This is a genomic window from Aquiflexum gelatinilyticum (assembly GCF_024813435.1).
Classification (GTDB): Bacteria; Bacteroidota; Bacteroidia; order Cytophagales; family Cyclobacteriaceae; genus Cognataquiflexum; species Cognataquiflexum gelatinilyticum.
In genome coordinates this window covers 129306-146680 of record NZ_JANAEZ010000011.1, presented here as the reverse complement: position 1 = coordinate 146680, position 17375 = coordinate 129306, and the positions used below count along the sequence as shown (strand labels likewise).

13 protein-coding genes are annotated in these 17375 nt (G+C 36.4%); 4 read left to right on the top strand and 9 right to left on the bottom strand.

What is annotated here, in order from left to right; translation table 11 throughout:
• Positions 1-7: 7 nt before the first annotated feature.
• The 4 genes from NK987_RS19610 to NK987_RS19595 all read left to right on the top strand — a co-directional run bounded on the left by NK987_RS19610 (position 8) and on the right by NK987_RS19595 (position 4603).
• Positions 8-1801: a BspA family leucine-rich repeat surface protein gene (locus tag NK987_RS19610; protein ID WP_259265237.1), complete on the top strand. Its 1794-nt coding sequence runs from the start codon at positions 8-10 to the stop codon at positions 1799-1801.
• 1428 nt (positions 1802-3229) lie between these two features.
• On the top strand, positions 3230-3976 hold the full coding sequence (locus NK987_RS19605) for a hypothetical protein (RefSeq protein WP_259265236.1): 747 nt from the start codon (positions 3230-3232) through the stop codon (positions 3974-3976).
• Positions 3942-4421: a DUF5675 family protein gene (locus NK987_RS21495; RefSeq protein ID WP_420841191.1), complete on the top strand. Its 480-nt coding sequence runs from the start codon at positions 3942-3944 to the stop codon at positions 4419-4421. Before NK987_RS19605 ends, NK987_RS21495 begins: the two co-directional genes overlap by 35 nt.
• A complete protein-coding gene (locus NK987_RS19595) occupies positions 4376-4603 on the top strand; it encodes a hypothetical protein (protein WP_259265234.1) in 228 nt (75 codons plus the stop codon). The genes NK987_RS21495 and NK987_RS19595 overlap by 46 nt, the downstream gene beginning before the upstream one ends.
• A gap of 359 nt (positions 4604-4962) precedes the next feature.
• On the opposite strand, the gene NK987_RS19590 is transcribed toward NK987_RS19595, so the two are convergent.
• From NK987_RS19590 to NK987_RS19550, 9 genes are all read right to left on the bottom strand, one after another.
• The gene (locus NK987_RS19590) at positions 4963-6228 is read right to left on the bottom strand and encodes an O-antigen ligase family protein (RefSeq protein WP_259265233.1); all 1266 of its coding nucleotides are present in this window, start codon (positions 6226-6228) and stop codon (positions 4963-4965) included.
• A gap of 253 nt (positions 6229-6481) precedes the next feature.
• Complete coding sequence (locus NK987_RS19585; RefSeq protein WP_259265232.1) at positions 6482-8887, bottom strand: GumC family protein; 2406 nt, start codon at positions 8885-8887, stop codon at positions 6482-6484.
• Positions 8888-8915: 28 nt separating this feature from the next.
• A complete protein-coding gene (locus NK987_RS19580) occupies positions 8916-9659 on the bottom strand; it encodes a polysaccharide biosynthesis/export family protein (RefSeq protein ID WP_259265231.1) in 744 nt (247 codons plus the stop codon).
• A gap of 365 nt (positions 9660-10024) precedes the next feature.
• Entirely contained in the window at positions 10025-11053 is a 1029-nt protein-coding gene (locus NK987_RS19575) for a polysaccharide deacetylase family protein (protein WP_259265230.1), read from the bottom strand.
• A 3-nt stretch (positions 11054-11056) separates the two neighbouring features.
• Positions 11057-12673 carry a glycosyltransferase gene (locus tag NK987_RS19570; protein WP_259265229.1) on the bottom strand — a complete coding sequence of 539 codons (1617 nt, stop codon included), beginning with the start codon at positions 12671-12673 and terminating at the stop codon, positions 11057-11059.
• A gap of 78 nt (positions 12674-12751) precedes the next feature.
• Complete coding sequence (locus NK987_RS19565) at positions 12752-13687, bottom strand: glycosyltransferase family 2 protein (RefSeq protein WP_259265228.1); 936 nt, start codon at positions 13685-13687, stop codon at positions 12752-12754.
• A gap of 5 nt (positions 13688-13692) precedes the next feature.
• The gene (locus NK987_RS19560; protein ID WP_259265227.1) at positions 13693-15021 is read right to left on the bottom strand and encodes an ABC transporter ATP-binding protein; all 1329 of its coding nucleotides are present in this window, start codon (positions 15019-15021) and stop codon (positions 13693-13695) included.
• Positions 15022-15032: 11 nt separating this feature from the next.
• Positions 15033-15902: an ABC transporter permease gene (locus NK987_RS19555; RefSeq protein ID WP_259265226.1), complete on the bottom strand. Its 870-nt coding sequence runs from the start codon at positions 15900-15902 to the stop codon at positions 15033-15035.
• Positions 15903-15947: 45 nt separating this feature from the next.
• Positions 15948-17015 carry a glycosyltransferase family 2 protein gene (locus NK987_RS19550; RefSeq protein ID WP_259265225.1) on the bottom strand — a complete coding sequence of 356 codons (1068 nt, stop codon included), beginning with the start codon at positions 17013-17015 and terminating at the stop codon, positions 15948-15950.
• Positions 17016-17375 lie beyond the last annotated feature (360 nt).

Sequence of the window (17375 nt, the reverse complement as noted above, 5' to 3'; positions counted from 1 at the left end):
TTATTCTATGAAAAAGACCGTTAATCTTTTCTCGTTATTGTTATCCTTCACTATGGTTTGTTTGCTATCCTGTCAGCAGGAAGACAGTGATTTGCCAATTTTGGAAGGTAACGTCCGATTTGGAGGTATCAGCCTTGAATTTGCCCCGATGGGTACAGAAGGTAGCCGCCTAGCAGCTGCTTCCCCTTGGCTTCATATTTTCCCGAATTCGGCGAAAATTGTTTTTATCAATAAGGTTACCGATGAGGAATATATTCTGGAATATAACCCCAATGATTTCTCTAAACCTTATACAATATCACTTCCTTTTGGGGCTTACGAGTTCTATACTAAAGTAGGAGCAGGTATTTTTTCTGACTTTTTGCCTTTTGAGGCAAAAGGTGGATTTATTCTCAATAGTCAAAGCCAAGAAATCAGTCTTGTAGGAAAAACAGATTATGGGTTGATATCAGTGAAAAACGAATTTTTGGAAGAAGCAACGGTCTCTGAAGGCAATATCGAAGCAAACCTTACTATCTGTGATAATGGGACTCATTATTACAAATATGTCAAGGGAGGGACCAGTACTACCCTAAAAATAATTGAATCCACATTTGGAGGCACAATTACAAAAAAAATCAGTGTTGGCGCTAATGTGCACTACAACTTTGTGCTTAAGCGAGGGGAGGGAACAGCAAATATTATTGATCTTTCAATTGATCCCTTTGAACTGGTTGATGAAGAAATCATCATTGGATCATCGGTATTCTTTGAAGAAAATGGTACGATAAAATGTCCTCAGGCATCACCCGGTGACAAAGGCGAGGTAAACGGAAAAACCTATGAAGCTGTTGACAGGGCCTTATTGATCCAAAGAAGGGACGGAGGGGCTGACCTTACTTGCCTCTGTACTTCTTTGGTGATTGATATGAGTAACATGCTTCAAGGAAGTGAATTTGGAATCAAGGGAATAGTATCTTTTTGGGATGTTACCAATGTTACGAATATGGAAGGAATGTTTATGTGGAACGACTCCTTCAATCAACCATTAGAGAAATGGGATGTGAGTAATGTTACCAATATGGCAGGTATGTTTAGAGGTACTGAAAGTTTCAACCAAAATATTGGGATTTGGGATGTAAGTAATGTTACCACCATGAGAGGAATGTTCGCATTATATAGTAATCCTGGTCCCATCGGTGATTGGGATGTAAGTAATGTAACAGATATGAGGGGTATGTTTAGTGAAACAACATTCAACCACCCAATAGGAAACTGGGATGTCAGTAATGTCACAACAATGGCAGGTATGTTTCGAAGAAATAATAGTTTCAACCAACCCATAGGTAACTGGAATGTGAGTAAAGTGACGGATATGTCTCAAATGTTTGAATTGAGTGGTCGGTTTAACCAACCTATTGGGGTTTGGGATGTTGGTGGGGTTAATAATATGAATAGTATGTTCTCTATGGCGGATTCATTTAATCAACCTTTAGAAAACTGGAATGTGGAAAATGTTACAACTATGGTCGCAATGTTTTCTAATACAAATTTTAATCAACCTATTGGGGATTGGGATATTAGAAACGTAACCCAGATTTCGGGAATGTTTACCTCTGCCAAAAAATTTAACCAGCCAATTGGTAATTGGGATGTAAGTAAAGTGCAAAGTATGGTTGATTTATTTGGTGATGCTAAATCTTTTAATCAGAATTTAAGCGAGTGGTGTGTGGAAAATATTCTAATTGAACCTTCAGGTTTTTCTATAGAAAGTCCGCTTATAGAAGAATATAAACCCATTTGGGGAACCTGTCCTGATTGATAATCTATATGTTATTGATTAAAAAATAGGTTAGGGTATAATTTTAAACCAATCTATGATTTTGTTTGAAAGACGTTTAAATTTCTAACCATCTTAAAAACCCATTTTCCAACTATTGGGGACAGGATCAAGATTGAAGACGATCATCACAACTTTATAAACCCAACATCAATAAGAACAGAAATTACAACCCTTTCAACCTTAAAAGCTCCAGCGAGTATAGTGACTATGATTAATACCACACTCCAACTTCCCGAACCAGACAACACAAAGAAGAAAACTAGACAACCAATTCCCCTTATGTTCTCTATGACCCTATATGGTAAAAAATCTGTGGAAATCATTTAAATCTGTGGTTATAAATTCTCATCCCGGTTATGGTGCAGCAAGACAAAAGAACCAAGGTGCATGATTCAAGACTGGGTTCAAACAGTCTCGTTTCTCGACAATTCTGAGAACATGATAACGCACAGCTGATAACCTAACAACCCGACAACAATTAGAACTATTACAACCACTACAACAATTACAACTTTTTCCTCCTTTCTTCCCGACTTCCTTACCTCAAAATTCTATAAAAAATTCAATACCGACTACCTTCTAAAAAATCAATTATTTTATAAATAATCATATTTATTTTCCTAAAATCGGCATTTTTACCCCACTTTCCCCTATACTTCCCCTATCCTTCTCCTAGGGACCCGTTATACCCTCCCCCACCATTCGTTAACTTTTGACCAATTTCCAAGAAACCATATAATTATTCCAATATTTTTTACACTTGTACTTTTCCAAGATAAATAGTTCAGCCTGTGTTACTTTGATATTTTAGATTTTTCACTCCATACTGAGACTGAAAACTACCTGCTGCGACTGCCTACTGCCCACTGAGACTGCCTACTGTTTCAAGCACTCGTCAAAATACCCAGAATTCGCCATGGACTGTTGACTGTTGTCGGTCGACTTTCCGCATTTCCAACTGATTACTTCCTTCTCTACACTACAAACCTATTACTTACCTTGAATCCGCCGTCGACTATGGACTGTGGTCCGTTGACTAAGCACTGCCCACTGCTTACTGAGACTAAACACTACCCCCTGCGACTGCCCACTGTCACTGCCTACTGCTTAAGCCTAATTCAATACCTATATAGTTGCCGCTGTGGACTATCGACTGTGGTCTGTGGACTAGGCACTGCCTACTGCGACTGCTTACTGCTAAAGACTAATCCAATACCTACACGGATACCGCTATGGACTATTTGATACAAAAACCGCAGAATCCGCAGAATCAGTACTTTTCCGCAGAATCCGCAGAAACGGTACTTTTCCGCAAAATCCGCAAAATCCGCAGGATCCGCAGATTGTTTTTTATTCCTTCACTGGCCTTCCCAAATTTGACCATGTTTCACATAAACCACATCAAAAATGGCAAAGCAAACAAGTATCATCACACTCAACGGTAACGTAGGCGGATTGTCTTTCTACAAAACCAAGGACGGCCACATGGCCAGGGAAAAAGGAGGCGTCTCCAAAGACAGGATCATGAACGATCCCAAGTATGCAAGGACCAGGGAAAACCTGAAGGAATTCACCGAGAATATCAGGACTGTCAAATTGGTCCAGGATACCATCCGACCAGCCATCATCAGAATAGCTGATCCCAAGCTTTACCAAAGAATGGTAAGGCAGATGATGAAAGTTCTCAGAACAGATCCTGTTAACGGTCGGGGTCAGAGGGTTGTCGCAGAAGGTGATTGGAACCTGCTCCAAGGTTTTGAACTGAATGCCAATGCAATTTTGTCTGGCACGATCAGGACGGAAATTACGGTGACCAATACACCTACGGACTGGACCTGCGCCCTTCCTGCTTTCTTACCGGCTGACTACCTTGTCATCCCACAGGGAGCAACACATTTCAGGTTAATGGCAGCCGGTGCATCATTTGACCTGACCACAGGGACGAAAAACTTTCTCTTGGAAACCGGTTCGGAAAATCCGATTGAGCAGCTGACTGCCCCCATTACCCTGAATATCCCTAAAGCAGGCCTGCCCGAGCCAAACAAGCTGTTCATCTTTGGGATTGAGTTCCTGCAGATAGTTAACGGGCAGCAATATGTAATGAACAACGGGGCGCACAATGCCGCTGCTTTCATCACAGTTGAAAAAGCCTAAGGCCATGAAGCTGCTCTTGAAAAGGGAGTATAAAAAGCACTTAACCTTGGGATCTATTTCCCTCACTAATAAGCTGCTTTGTAAAACCCTTGAACCTTCGATTCATTCAGAAAGCATCCCCTGTCCGGAAGGAATTTACAGATTGGATTGCGACTACGACGAAGACAGCGGTTGGTACCTCTACTTTGAAGTCGATTGCAGGCGTATCGAAATCAGGGCTACTTCGGCAACAGACGCCAATGACTGCATTGTCCCGGTCACCTGTTTCAAAGAAAGCATACCAAAATTCAGGAAGCTTGCATGCATGAGGCTGACAGATCGCCTGTCACAATGTATGGGTGTAGGGGAGGAGGTATGGCTGGAGATTTACAGTGATGTTAAACCTTCAAAACAGAACCTATGGAAATTGAATCGGCAGAATACCTTGCTGGGGCAGGAGGCGTAATTTCATTGATGCTATCCGTTATTGCCTATCTGCTGAAGTTCCTCCTGCAGGACTTCAGGGCACTGCAACAAAACCTCCATGAGGTGCAGACAAGGTACCAATTGATGGAAGCCGCCATGCAGACTATGTCCAAGGACCTGAATGCACTCAGGCTTCATTTGCAAAAGAAGGCTCCTGTTTAGGAGGTAAACTTTTGCTGATAATTTTACCAATCATCCCTGTCTGCTTCAGATAGGGATGATTTTATGATTAAGGCACATTCCAAAAAATTATAATCAAAATCTGAAGGAAGTTTAAATTTATTAATTCATTAAAGCACTTTTTCGGGTTGTTGAATTTTCAACGTTGTAAATACTTTATGAAATAGAAATTATAAAACATCAAGATATTTCTTTCAAGGATCTAAAAATTTCAAAAAAATCTGTCTTCATAGTCATACCCATTGAGACAAAAATTTCATTTTGCTAAAGGGAAATATTGAATCTTTAGCAAAAGAAAAAATCTGTCATTTTGAAACAATGGAATTAATACAAATAAATTTTTATTTAAAAACTAATACTCCCTTTGAAACCTTGGTATTCCCAATGCTTCTAGAATTTATTCTAGCCATTGGTAGATTCAAAATGGAGAAAAACATGACAGCAGGAATCAAATTTCTAGACCATCCGAGCAGGAAATGAGCTGAAAAATAAAAGAGCAAGAAAAAGAATTGAAATTTATCTTCTCGGGTTAATTTTTTTCTCCAAATGGAAAGAAAGGCTAAGCTGACCATAAGGATATATAGCGTCAATCCTAAAAATCCGCTTGCATGTACATAATGAGCAAACTCGGTATGCAATACACGTTCCCCAAATATTCCTTTCCCATAATTTCCCCCACTCTCGAAAGGACCATATCCAAACCAAGGGCTATATTCATAGTAGACAAAAAGATCTTTATAAATTAATCCATATTCAAGGTATCTAGCTTCTCCTTCGAGATCCCTATCTTCCAAATTTCGTTCTTTAGCCCTTTTAGTGATTTCATCCACAAAACCGGTATTCAAAACAACAACAGTGCCAACAACAGAAATAATAAAACCATACAAAATAAACTCTTTCAATTGTTTGAAATTCAACAATTCAAACATTAAAAATAAAGTGGCAACGACGGACATAACCATAATTGTCCTTCTCAAAGTAAGAAAAACTAAAAAAATACTGACCAGATAAAGAGCTAAATACCAAATATTCTTGTCTCTGAATCCTTTTCGAAGGATAATATAAATTGCCAAAGGCAATACATTATAAATATTTAAGGCAAGATTTCCAAATGAAATTCCTGAAGTAAAACCATAGCCCCTACCCTCAGGATAATAACCTAAAGCTGTTGATATCAAAGCATTAAAAACATACAAAGCCATAATCAAAAATGCAGATTGGCTGAGTTCTTCAAAAAGTTCTTCCCTTGAATAGTTTTTTAAAACCTCAGGAATCAAAGGGATACAAAGGAATATCCAGGCAGTATTGATTATATCATTTTTAATCTCTTTAAAATCAGGAGTATCCGCCAATAGAACAAAATAGTAAAAAAACAGAATAATTGAAAAAATATTTCTTTTTACAAATGGCAAATTGAAAATTACATAGTAAAATAAAAGGCCAACAAACAAAACATTATATAAGGCTACAAAATTACTTTTTTCCATGGAAACCATGGCAAAATATAAAAAAGGCACATAAACTATGGACAAGCTACCCTTCCTAAATACCAAATAAATGGCAAATAAAGGGATAAGGAAGTCAATTAATTGAAAATAAAGTTTCATTCAATTTACTTATTTTGGTTTTATAAAATACCCAAAATCGACTTTTAATTAAAGATTTTTATAACTTTAAGATAAAAACTTTCTAACTGACATCAATTCTAAATAAAATCTGACATTCCAAATTTTATATGCAAGAATGAATATCAAATTCAGAAAATAAGGTTTTATGGGTAATAAAATTTAATTTAGTCAATAGCCACCTTTAAGATTCACTCAACTACACATGTAACATTTTAATTTCTTAAATTCTATTTTATATTGCAGCATTCTTCTTAGAAAATAATTTTTTTCCTAATGATTTTTTTGGCTTACTTTCTTCATAATACCCATAATTATACCCTTTATAAGTCAATTCCTTGGAAGGGACATCATTTAATATGGCATAAATATGGTGTATCCCTTTTTTTATCTTAATATCATTGACTTCATCAATAAAGGATTTTTCGCTGAAATTATAACGCATCACATAAGTTATAAGGTCAACATACTTGATGATTTCAAAGGACTGACTGATCAAACCCACAGGAGGAGTATCCAACACAATCACATCATATACTTTCTTGAGCTCCTTAACTAAATTACCAAACCTTTCAGAGGCCAAAAGATCTGATGGATTTGGTGGAATAGCACCTGCAGTTATGATATCAAAAAGAGGATACTTAGTATTTTGAATGATTTCAAAAACAGAGTTTACTTGCTGACTCAGATAATTCGATAATCCTATTTTACTGGTCAAACCAAATTCCTTAAATGAACTTGGTTTAAACATGTCACAACTGATTAGAATCGTTTTCTTGTTATTCATTGAATAAATTGAAGCTAAATTGATAGCAGTAAAGGTTTTTCCTTCTCCTGACAAGGTAGAGGAAACTGCTATCGTCAATTGTTTATCCAAAGGAACAACAAAACTGATATTGGTTTTCAACGCCCTGAATGATTCCGCAATGGCTGACCTGGGTTCTTCCACAACCGACAGCACGGACTGAAGCTTATTTTGCGGAATTTTCCCAAGTAATGGCATCATCAATTTACTCTCTAACTCTTTTGAGTCCTTTATCCTATTATCCAAAATCACTACCAATCCGATTATAACCACCGGAATAATAAAACCCAATCCAAAAAATACAATATATATGAATTTTTCACGGACCTTAATAGGCGTATAACTTGCTTGGGCATATTCCACAATTTTATTGCTTGTAGAATTGGATGCCATCGAAATGGCAGCTTCTGCCCTCCTTTGTTGTAGAAAAGTGAAAATGGTTTCATTTAATTCCCTGCCTCTTTCCAGCTTAATCAAATTCTGTTCAGTAGAAGGCAACCTTCTAAATTGATTTTCCATCTTACCCATCCTAGATTCCAGATCATTTATCTTGAATTGGGTATTGTTCGATAAACTCCTCAAGACCTCTGACAATGAACTGCTTGTATCTTGAATTTTCCTGTTCAGTTCCCTCACTCTTGGAGAGGCCTCGGTTTGGGTAAAAAGCAAAGTAGCACGCTCTTGTTGCAAAGCAATCAAACTGTTGATCAAGGAATTCAAATTAGAATCTCCTATACCAAGTGCGGATGGAGCAATTATCTGTTCATAACTTTCTCTTGCCAAATAATTCTTCAAATTCTCAAAATACTCTTTATTGAATTTTTCTTGGGAAAGCTCACCTTCAAGCCTAGTTAGCTCTTGATAAACCGTATTGCTTTCCATATCAATATTATATGTCTTATTTCCACTTCTGAAGGATTGTAAGTTGGTTTCGAAAAAGCTCAAAGAATCAGATACCCCTGAAATTTGGCTGTCAATAAATTCAACTGTATTCCTAGCCATCCTATTTTTCTCCTCCAATTCCATCTCCAAATATACCTCCATCAAAGCATCCAAATAATCTGCCCCTTTTTGGGGATGATAGCTACTAATTGAAAGACCCAATACGGATGCCACATTGTCAAAAGGAAATACTTGAAGATCCTCACCGGTGTATTTTGAAATCAAAGATCCTTTAGTATTTAAACCGATCAAAATCTCACCTTCCATTATGTTTTGGACCAATGAGACTTTCAATTTCAAATAAGGTAATTCAAGATTTTCCCCAAATTTAAATGTACCCACAGACCCTTCTTCTAACAATAACTCCTCACTTGCTGATCCGGGAATGAATTTATTATAAAGTCCATCAGGGAAGCTAACAGAAAAATTCTTTGTATCAGTCCATGAAATTTTGATTTTACCGCCTGTCACTTGGGAATGACTCCAATCAACCTGTACATATATCGGAGAACTTTTATACAACTCAGTATCAGTAAAAATACCTGGTTCAAAATAATCCACATTAAAATCGAGTCTTTCCAAGGTTTTTTCTGCCACAGATCGGGATTTAAGAAACACGGATTGGTTTGCCATTTCCTGTTCAATTCCCCCTGATACAACTACCTTTGAAAGACCAGTAAGGTTTAGTACTCCATTGTTCCCTACTTCTTGATTAATATAAAACTTACTACTAGCAACATAAATTGGCGGAGTAGATTTATTAATAAAAAAAGCGATAACCAAAGCAATAATGATGGAAAGTATAATATATGGAGTAAACTTTACGTATTTCAGTAAAAACTTAATGGGATCAAATACCTCTGATTGTTCTTCAGTCTTAAAACTGTTTTCCATGTTAATATGATTGATTTTTATGACTAATTTAATTTTGGTTGGTAGTAGTGTATACCAATAAGGCCAGTGTGGCTAAGCTTGCAAGGACCTGAATGGTCTGTAAAAGTGTGGTACCAGTACCCAACTCCCGAACTTTCATGGGTTCTGCATAGATCATGTCATTGGGTCTGACAAAATAAAATTCGGAATTCATGATTTCTTTGTTGTTCAAATTTAGCCTGTGCGCCTTAGAACCCTCAGGGTATTGCCGGATAAGCATGATATTATCTCTTTTGGCTACTACAGTTAAGTCACCGGCGGTTGCAATCGCTTCAAAAATGGTGACCCTATTTTGTAAAACTGTATATTTACCGGGGCGGGAAAATTCTCCCAATGCGCTGAATCTGATTCCGCCTAATCTCACCCTTACGAAGTAATCGTCATCCCGCACATATTTTTTGAGTTCATTCTCTACAGCAATTTTCGCTGTTTCCAAATTCATGCCAACTAATTTCAGCTTGCCCAATACCGGCATGTCGACAAATCCATTGTCATCCAAGGTATAACCACTCAAATAGAAAATATCTCCTCCTGACATAATACCTCCGCCCATCATCATCCTGTTGCTATTGGCAGCAAGCACATTGATGTCTAACATAGAATTAAGAAGGGGGTCTGATGTTTTGATATTGACTTCGATCACATCATTGTATTGTAAGAGGTATTCTTCAAACTTGGCAGGAACCATCTCGCCCAATTTAACCAAAGATTCACCTTTGGGTAAATTCTGCATGTACACCACCCTCTTATTTGAGATACAACTTACAGATAAGACTAAAAATAAAAGAATTACTGAATGGCTGATTTTAAGCTTCATAATGATTTGAAAATTGATTGCGAATAGATATAAACTTAGAGCGATTTATCGGAAGCAAAAGTAAATATTTTTTGAAATATAAAAAATGTATTTCAAATAAAATATTATGTATTTCATAATTTAACCTTCTTACTATTCAAATTTAAATGAATTTGATGAAAAATATCAAAGAACCAAAGTCAATTTTACCTTTTCTAAACATTAAACATATTCATTTCCTTAGATTACAGTATTTTAGAAAGCCCTGAAAGTATGGTTTCTCGGAGTTTTCATTTTGCAAATCAAATCAACATGTATCCTAATCTTTTCCCAAATTCCTTTTCATTCCAATCCATTACCTGAACCCTACCAATTTGGAAAGGATCATTTTCAGGTTCTACTCTTCTTCTAACCGTATTAAAAGCCATTTCAAAACCTAATCCTTTTAATGCCTTAACGGTATCTTCATTACTTTTTCCTGAGGGATAAGCAAAGGTATTGATGTTGTAATTGATATATTTTTGAAGATAAGATTTGTTCAAACGAATTTCATTTTCCTGATATGCTAAAGAATGTGCAGGTAATAGCGGGTGGCTGTTTGTATGTCCACCAATTGTAAAAAGGCTATTTTCGGCTAAAGACGCAAGTTGACTTTCAGACATGCAATAATTGGTCATTTTTTTATGTGCCAATACACCAATACAATTTCGGAATTTTTCCAGTACAGTCTGTTGATCCTCGTAGGTCATTGGACTCATCATTTTCCAAAGTTGCAAGTACAATTCAGCCCTTAAAGTCGGTGCCTTGTTTAATCCATCCCAACCTTTATTGAGTTGTAATAAATCCTTATGAAGAATTGCCTCATCCTTTAACTCAAATTGAAAAAATTTATCCATGCATTGAAATTCTATTCTTTCGGGTAAAATAAGTTCTTCTAATGTCAGATGTGCCAATTCATCCCACCAAAATTCTTTTTGTTCCCCTATGTGCTTATTGGTTATAAAAAATGTGGCGGGTAAACCATATTTTTCCAATAGTGGTTTGGCATTTAGATAATTATCCTCATAACCATCGTCAAAGGTGATAACGATTGCAGGCTTTAATTCTTTTTTTGAATAAAATTGGCTAACCAATTCCTTCATGGGTTTAACCAACCCTGTACTTTTCATATACTTAAGTTGGCCCTCAAAATTTTCGGGAGTCACAGACAATTTCCAAGGGTCGATACTTGTCTCTTCCACCCTATGATACATCAAAACGAGCGTCCTTTTCCAAACCTTGAAAAATACTTTGGCCTCTTTTTGTAACCTATTTAATTTGCGTTTTATCATAAGTTATTTTTTTGCTTTAGCTGAAACAATTACCTGCACATGAGGATCATTGTAATCCAACATGTCTTTTTTCACCTCAGGAAGGCCCACTCCAAACAAAAAAGAAGCTGCTGAAAAAACGTTCCCATATGAAGAAACTTCTATTTTATTTTTATCAAATATTTCACTCAATATTTTTTCAATTACCCTCTTGGTAAATGACCAATGCCAATAATGCTCCCAATCATCGTAATCAATAGGTGAAATCCCGGGAACAGTCAACAATAATATTCCACCGGGCTTTAAAATCCTGTAACAGGTATTGATTACATCCTGGTATTCATACACAAAATGAAGCATTTGTGTGAGGATGATACAATCATAGGTATCGTTTGGAATATGTGGTGCATTTCTTAAATCCGCAACCAATGTAGCTTTTGGGTTATTAGATTCGATGTCCAATATTTCACTGAAAGTTACCTTTTCTCTTCCAAAACCTAACGTATAGGCATTGTCCGCAACCTCAAGGACTTTCCCATATATACTTTGGGAATTTTTAGCCAAAAACTTTTCTACATAATACCGGTCTATCGCCCCTCCCCTATCATCCCCGAATTCTTTACTAAAAGGCTTTACGCGATAAAGGTCACCAAAATCCACCTTGGTTACAGGAGGAAAATAATTTTTATAAAAGCCTAATCTAAAAAACCTTTTTTTAAGCGAATCCGGAACATTATCTTCCACCCAAGGGATTGTGATGATTCTGTTTATTATTTTCCTTATAAAAATTTTTACAGAAAACTTTTTGTTGTATTTCCATAACATACGAAGAGATGGTTTATCAACAGAATTACCCGAAGTTTTAACTTTCTTTATCAGTTTGTTGACATAATATTTTTCAAAAAATTCAATCCCTCTTTTTAAGGATTCAGCTTCTTCCTTGGATTTTAAAACTTTTTTCTGTCTCCTCAAAACTTCCAATACAGAATCCAACATCAGTTTTGGATTACCGGACATGTTGTTGCCATGCATCCTGTAAACAGTCAAAATTTTAGAATGATGCGCAACTGGATGGTTCCTAGCAATCTTGAGATAAAGATCATAATCTTCACAAGCTTTTAGACTGGTGTCAAATAAAAATTCTTCAAAAACCCACCTCCTGTACATGACTGTGCCATGCATTTCAATGTAGTTCCTTTCTAATAATAGGAGATAGGCATTATTTGTATCAATGATCCTTTGTTTTGGAATGATTTCATAATCAGCTGTTTCCAAATTATAGCCACCTGATACAAAAGCCAAGCTAATGTCATCAAGCAATAAACGTTGGTTGAAATCAATGGCATCTTTCAACAAAAGGTCATCCGCGTCCAAAAAAACCAAAAATTCCCCCTCACTATTTTTTATTCCGGCATTTCTTGCGGCTGATAATCCCTGATTTTCTTGATAGACATATTTAACCATTGGGAATGCACCTGCAACTTCCTTGGTATTGTCTGTAGACCCATCGTTGACCACAATGATTTCGATAGGACTATATGTTTGATCCAAAACACTATTGATGGACTCCGCAAGGAATTTTCCATGATTAAAACATGGAATGACCACAGAAACTAAAAGTGAATCAGGGGAAGATATCATATTTTGAGGATCCTCTTAATTTTTAAAAATTAATCAAGTGATTTATTAACCATCAATAAAACAACGTAAATCAATTTATCATCTGAAAAGCTTTTTCAATTTTCTTTGGACTTTTCCGGGAAAAACTTCTTTTAAATAATAAACCTTGGGGTATCGAAATGGAAAAAGTGCATGGTTTAACATCTTTTTGAGTTTCTTATCTGTATTCTTGATGCTTTGTACATATTCCTCAAACCAGTCCAAGAAGAATTTTCTATCCTTAAGGTAGGTACCTCGGGACCTTGCTGTATACACCAACGAATCATGTCTTTGCCTATAGATGTTGTTACAAACAGTAGATATGTAAATGTTTTCATTTAAATACAACTTGGTCAAAAGAACCTGATCTTCATACATGCCTTTAAAGGCAGCATTGAATCCTCCATGTTTTTCCAAAGTATATTTATCTACCAAAATCGAACAAATTGCAGGGGAAGAACCTGTTGCTAAAGGATAAAGACGATAAATCAATTCGGGCGGGCTGTAAGTTCTATTTCCTTCTGTTCCAACCTGACTGACAGCATCTTCCCTATCAGGGAATTTCCAACTAAACCAATATTTTGTAGCTTCACAATAAACAGGCACGCTATTTTCCTGCTTTTCCTTCACTGCTTCCAACAAAAAATCCGGAGTCCAAATGTCATCTCCGTCAAGAAAAGAAATGATTTCTCCTTTTGCATGTTCCAAAGCTAGTATTCTGCTTTCACTTAGACCGTGATTGAGATGCCCTTTATGCTCATGATATAATATGTTGGGATACTGAGAAGAAAATGACTTTGCTATTTCAGTGCTTTTGTCAGTGGAACCATCATCTACCAATAGCAACTCCCAATTCTTGTATTTTTGCGCTATAACACTTTTTATAGACTCCTCCAAAAATTCCTCCACATTCAAAAAACAAGTAACCACAGATATCAATGGCCGATCTGAGTAGGGCTCAGATTCAATTTTTGATAATTTTTGACTCGTTTCCATTATGCTCAATATTTTTTCATTTCTGGAAGTGAATTTTCCACTTGAACAGTTTCCCATTCAAATTTGGGTCTTACGACCCCGCCTACAAAATCTGTGTATTCTTTACGCATATCTCCTGAATCAAAGATCGTAAATGTCACCGCTTCCTCCACATATACAATGGGGGTCATGGCTTCCCTGTTGATGATGGCATTGATATAATATCCACCTTCATTGAAAAAATAGGAAGGAAACTTCACCGTTGAACGGTAAATCCCTTTTTGAAAAGTTTGATTGGAATAAGGATCTACATTCAAAGTGGTAGAAGACCAATTTCCCGCTGAAAGGACAAAAACACCTCCTTCAGTAAACAATTGGAGGTTACTTGTCAATGAATTCCCCCCATTATTGACCATAAATTCCATTTCAATATAGAACTCTTCATTGTCAGAGAGGATGTTTCGGATATTGTCCATATTATCCAAAACCTTCACTGACAACAATTTGACTCCAAAGTTACCTGGTGCCTGAGCAGGATCTGACCAACTTTTTATTGCCTTAGTCCCATCAAAAGCCATATGGCTATACTTTGAAATGGTATCTCTTGTAGTTCCCTCATAAAATAATTTGCCTGATTGGAGCATGATTGCCCGGGTACACAGCGCCTGAACAGCCCCCATATTGTGGCTTACAAAAAGAATGGTCCGGCCTTCTTTTGCTACCTGCCCCATTTTTCCGATGCATTTCTTTTGAAAATCCGCATCTCCAACTGCAAGTACCTCGTCCACAATCAAAATTTCCGGCTCCAAATGCGCTGCCACTGCGAATGCCAATCTCACATACATACCGCTGCTGTATCGCTTTACCGGGGTATCAATATGTACTTCCACACCTGAGAAGGTAATGATCTCATCCAATTTGCTTCGGATTTCGGCTTTGGTCATTCCCAAAATTGCCCCATTCAAAAAAATATTTTCACGTCCAGTCAATTCAGGGTGAAAACCAGTCCCAACTTCCAAGAGACTCGCTATTCTACCTTTTAATTTTATTTCCCCTGTGGTGGGGGTAGTGACTCTTGACAACAGTTTCAATAAAGTGGATTTTCCTGCACCGTTTTTCCCGATGATTCCCAAAACCTCTCCCTCTTTCACTTCAAAAGATAAATCTTTCAAAGCCCAAAATTCTGTTTGATCAAATGATCCTGAATTTCCTGAATCAACAATGGAATAAGGGTTTTCTTTGCCTCTTATTTTTGCCCACCACAAATTCAGGTCATCCTTCAATCTACCGGTACCGATTACTCCTAATCTGTACTTTTTACTTAATTTTTCAACACTGATAACCACTTTAGACATCTTTCTTTCAATTAGACTACATCCATAAAACTTTTTTCTATTTTATTGAAAATCAAAATACCTAAAAATAGAGAAACCATGGTAAAAAATACACTGTAAAGAATTGAGCTGATTTGGAATTCACCAACTCCCAAAATGGAATAGCGAAACATTTCAATAATTGGCGTCAGCGGATTTATCATAATTAAGCTTTTATATTTTCCCTCAAAAAAAGAAAGAGGATAAATAACAGGGGTTGCATACATCAAAAGTTGGGTACCAAAACCTATCAAATTGGCTAAGTCTCTGTACTTAGTAGTCAAAGAAGAAATCAGGATCCCAAATCCCAATCCCAAAGATGCGACTAACAATAAAAGGAATGGGAGAAACAAAATATAAATATTTAGGGAAATTTGAACCCCAACAAAAAAATAAAAATAAATCAACAGCACAAAAAGAAGCAACAACTGGATGCCAAAACCAATAAGGGCTGAAATGATATTGGAAATCGGCATGATCAATCGCGGGAAATAAACTTTTCCAAAAATCCCTGAGTTTGCAGAGAATGTGACAGAGGTCTTAGTAAGGCAAGTTGAAAAATAATTCCAAATGACCAATCCCGATAAATAAAATAATGCCGGGGGTGCTCCATCCGTTGGGATTTCAGCAACCCTGTCAAAAACAACAATAAACATGATCGTGGTCAACATGGGTTGGATTACATACCAAAGAGGTCCAAGAATGGTCTGCTTGTAAGCAGATACAAAATCCCTCCTGACAAAAAGCATCAATAAGTCCCTGTACCTCCAAATATCAGAAAATTGTATATCAAACCAAGAAGTTTTGGGCTTGATGATTAATGTCCAATCTTTTGATTCTTTTTTTGGGAATATGTTATCCATTTTGATAATCTCTTTTTCAGGTGGTTATGAAAGTAAAATCTTGTTTTAATTTATTCTTGAAATATTATTCTCGGACCCAAGATTTACATGAATTTGAGGTGCCTTTTTTTGCAGGGAATCCGAATTAGAATTAAAAAATGAATCCTTCAATATTCTCCATTTTAATTTAATGATTTTTCCATAAACATCCGATGAAGTTGGAGTTAATTTTAAAGCTACAATTACTAATTCATAAACAATTTTTAGGTTTCTAGAATCTTTCCAGATAAAACTTGCTATGTTAACACATGAAATTGCTCTTTTCTTTTTGGTTTTCTTCATTACCCACTTTAAATCATCCTGAAGTTGACTCTCAATCAATAGTGCCGTTTTAGCCAAACTTTTTGCATAAGTGCCTTTCTCAATAAAAGGCCAGGAAATAGTACCCAAAAACCTTCTATACTCCCCAAGAAATTCTGGAATATATCCAATTGGATATTTTTCAGCAATCCTAGTCCACATTTCCCAGTCTTCTCCGGCAATCACACCATAAAATCCTCCAAGTCTTTCATATACAACTCGTTTAACCACCATAGTTGCATATTGGACAGGTAATCCTGAGGCCATTTTAGGATAAACATCAGTAATTAATCCTTTGTTAGATTGGATCAAATTATAATCTTTAATTTTACTTCCTTGTTCATCGATTGTTGAATATCCACAAAAAGCTGCCCCTGCATCAGGATAATCTTCAAAAAGTGAGGTGAATTTCTTATAAAAGCCATCCTTCACCCTGTCATCTCCGTGTAATAAATGTACCAAATGTCCGTTTGCCCTGTTGATACAGGTCTCAAAATTTCTTAAACTTCCCACATTTTGAGGCTGTCTATAATATTTGACCCTGCCCTTACCCAAACTCATCACCAAAGCTTCCACATCTCCATCTGTACTCCCATCGTCAACAACCTCAATCTGCATCTGGTCCTCACCCGGGTCTTGATTTAAAACACTCAATACCGCATCAGGGATAAACCTTGAACAGTTGTAGACGGGTATCATGACAGACCATAATGGCCTAGTTGTTTCCTCAGGGAGAGGGGCTATTTGGGGTGGGGAACTTGGTATACGCTCCATAAAGAAAAGATTAGTAATAAACTAAGTTGATTGACTATGCCAAGTTTAAAATTCCATCCAAATTTAAATGTCGGGGCAAAGACAACATTCAAAAAGGGGGTGAATCTTTGGATATTGAAAAGTTGTGGCTTGAATCGAGAATCAGCAATATTAAGACAAAGGTAAGAACAACTATTTAACTACAAAATAGTTTGAAAAAATTTTTGTTATTTTTTTTTGTTATTTAAATACAAAATAAAGCATTACATAATTTATATGAACATAAAACAATTATTCCATGATAAAATACGTTAATCAGCATTGTAAATAGTCAAATCTTATTCCCCTAGCACAACTTATAGGATTTTATCAAAAAAAAAG

Excerpts from the sequence above, each read along its gene's own strand:
- NK987_RS19610 (WP_259265237.1), top strand. The coding sequence starts at position 8 with ATGAAAAAGACCGTTAATCTTTTCTCGTTATTGTTATCCTTCACTATG.
- NK987_RS19605 (WP_259265236.1), top strand. The coding sequence starts at position 3,230 with ATGGCAAAGCAAACAAGTATCATCACACTCAACGGTAACGTAGGCGGA.
- NK987_RS21495 (WP_420841191.1), top strand. The coding sequence starts at position 3,942 with ATGCCGCTGCTTTCATCACAGTTGAAAAAGCCTAAGGCCATGAAGCTG.
- NK987_RS19595 (WP_259265234.1), top strand. The coding sequence starts at position 4,376 with ATGGAAATTGAATCGGCAGAATACCTTGCTGGGGCAGGAGGCGTAATT.
- NK987_RS19590 (WP_259265233.1), bottom strand. The coding sequence starts at position 6,228 with ATGAAACTTTATTTTCAATTAATTGACTTCCTTATCCCTTTATTTGCC.
- NK987_RS19585 (WP_259265232.1), bottom strand. The coding sequence starts at position 8,887 with ATGGAAAACAGTTTTAAGACTGAAGAACAATCAGAGGTATTTGATCCC.
- NK987_RS19580 (WP_259265231.1), bottom strand. The coding sequence starts at position 9,659 with ATGCAGAATTTACCCAAAGGTGAATCTTTGGTTAAATTGGGCGAGATG.
- NK987_RS19575 (WP_259265230.1), bottom strand. The coding sequence starts at position 11,053 with ATGATAAAACGCAAATTAAATAGGTTACAAAAAGAGGCCAAAGTATTT.
- NK987_RS19570 (WP_259265229.1), bottom strand. The coding sequence starts at position 12,673 with ATGATATCTTCCCCTGATTCACTTTTAGTTTCTGTGGTCATTCCATGT.
- NK987_RS19565 (WP_259265228.1), bottom strand. The coding sequence starts at position 13,687 with ATGGAAACGAGTCAAAAATTATCAAAAATTGAATCTGAGCCCTACTCA.
- NK987_RS19560 (WP_259265227.1), bottom strand. The coding sequence starts at position 15,021 with ATGTCTAAAGTGGTTATCAGTGTTGAAAAATTAAGTAAAAAGTACAGA.
- NK987_RS19555 (WP_259265226.1), bottom strand. The coding sequence starts at position 15,902 with ATGGATAACATATTCCCAAAAAAAGAATCAAAAGATTGGACATTAATC.
- NK987_RS19550 (WP_259265225.1), bottom strand. The coding sequence starts at position 17,015 with ATGGAGCGTATACCAAGTTCCCCACCCCAAATAGCCCCTCTCCCTGAG.